The 1,866-nt window shown below is 65.8% G+C and carries 2 protein-coding genes; both read right to left on the bottom strand.

The genetic code is table 11. The annotated features are described in order from the left end of the window. Positions 1-37: 37 nt before the first annotated feature. A complete protein-coding gene (gene sucD, locus EV685_RS00300) occupies positions 38-931 on the bottom strand; it encodes a succinate--CoA ligase subunit alpha (RefSeq protein ID WP_130480011.1) in 894 nt (297 codons plus the stop codon). 15 nt (positions 932-946) lie between these two features. After that, positions 947-1,866 (bottom strand): ADP-forming succinate--CoA ligase subunit beta (gene sucC / locus EV685_RS00295; RefSeq protein WP_130480010.1); only part of this gene is annotated, 920 nt, incomplete at its 5' end.

Raw genomic sequence — 1,866 nt, 5'->3', positions numbered from 1 at the left:
TGATCCGCCTCATCGGATCAAGGCTGATCCAGATCGATCAGAGCAGGCCCTTGAGCAGCCGGCCCATCTCCGACGGGTTGCGGGTGATGGTGAAGCCGCACTCTTCCATGATCGCCAGCTTGGCATCGGCCGTGTCCGCGCCGCCGCTGATCAGCGCGCCGGCGTGGCCCATGCGCTTGCCGGCCGGGGCGGTGACGCCGGCGATGAAGCCGACGATCGGCTTCTTCATGTTGGCCTTGCACCATTGCGCGGCTTCGGCTTCGTCCGGACCGCCGATCTCGCCGATCATGATCACCGCATCGGTGTCCGGGTCGTCGTTGAAGGCGCGCATCACGTCGATGTGCTTCAGGCCGTTGATCGGGTCGCCGCCGATGCCCACGGCGCTGGACTGGCCCAGGCCGATCTCGGTGAGCTGCGCGACCGCTTCATAGGTCAGCGTGCCCGAGCGGCTCACCACGCCGATGCGGCCCTTGCGGTGGATGTGGCCCGGCATGATGCCGATCTTGATTTCCTCGGGCGTGATCAGGCCTGGGCAGTTCGGGCCCAGCAGCAGCGTCTTCTTGCCGCCGGCCGCTTCCTTGGCCTTCATCTTGTTGCGCACCTCCAGCATGTCCCGCACGGGGATGCCTTCGGTGATGCAGATGGCCAGGTCCAGGTCGGCCTCGACCGCTTCCCAGATCGCCGCCGCCGCGCCGGCCGGCGGCACGTAGATCACGCTGACGGTCGCGCCTTGGGCTTGGGCGGCTTCCTTGACGCTCGCGTAGATGGGGATGTCGCTGAAGCGCTCGCCCGCCTTCTTCGGGTTCACGCCCGCGACGAAGGCGTTCTTGCCGTTGGCATAGGCCTGGCAGCCCAGCGTGTGGAACTGGCCGGTCTTGCCGGTGATGCCCTGCGTGATGACGCGGGTGTCCTTGTTGATGAGGATCGACATGTGTTTGCTCCGGGCTTACTTGACCGCGTCGACGATGGCCGTCGCCGCTTCGGCCATGGTGTTGGCCGCGATGATGGGCAGGCCGCTCTCGGCCAGCATCTTCTTGCCCAGGTCCTCGTTGGTGCCCTTCATGCGCACCACCAGCGGCACGCTGAGGTTGACCGCCTTGCAGGCGGTGATGACGCCCTCGGCGATGGTGTCGCACTTCATGATGCCGCCGAAGATGTTGACCAGGATGCCCTTGACCTCTGGGTTCTTGAGCATGATCTTGAAGGCCTCGGTGACCTTCTCGGCGGTGGCGCCACCGCCCACGTCCAGGAAGTTGGCCGGCTCGCCGCCGAACAGCTTGATGGTGTCCATCGTGGCCATGGCCAGGCCCGCGCCGTTGACCAGGCAGCCGATGTTGCCGTCCAGGCTGATGTAGGCGAGGTCGAACTTGCTGGCCTCGACCTCGGCCGGGTCTTCCTCGTCCAGATCGCGGTAGGCGACGATCTCGGGGTGGCGGAACAGCGCGTTGCTGTCGAAGTTGAACTTGGCGTCCAGCGCGATCAGCTGGCCCTGCGAGTCGCAGTTCAGCGGGTTGATCTCGACCAGCGAGGCGTCCGTCTGCATGTAGCAGCGGTAGAGGTTCTGGAACAGCGTGACCGCCTGCGCGATCGACACGTCAGCCAGGCCGATGGCGCGGGCGATCTTCTCGGCCTGCGCGGCGCCCAGGCCGGTCAGCGGATCGATCACCTCGGTGATGATCTTCTCGGGGGTCGAATGGGCGACCTCCTCGATGTCCATGCCGCCTTCGCTGGACGCGATGAAGGCGACCTTCTGGCTCTGGCGGTCGGTCACGAGGGAGACGTAGTACTCCTTCTTGATGTCCGCGCCTTCTTCGATGTAGAGGCGACGCACCTTCTGGCCTTCCGGGCCGGTCTGGTGCGTGACCA

The organism is Sphaerotilus mobilis (assembly GCF_004216565.1).
In the GTDB taxonomy this organism is placed as follows: Bacteria; Pseudomonadota; Gammaproteobacteria; order Burkholderiales; family Burkholderiaceae_C; genus Sphaerotilus; species Sphaerotilus mobilis.
This window is presented reverse-complemented; position numbering and strand designations above follow the sequence as displayed.

Excerpts from the sequence above, each read along its gene's own strand:
- sucD (WP_130480011.1), bottom strand. The coding sequence starts at position 931 with ATGTCGATCCTCATCAACAAGGACACCCGCGTCATCACGCAGGGCATC.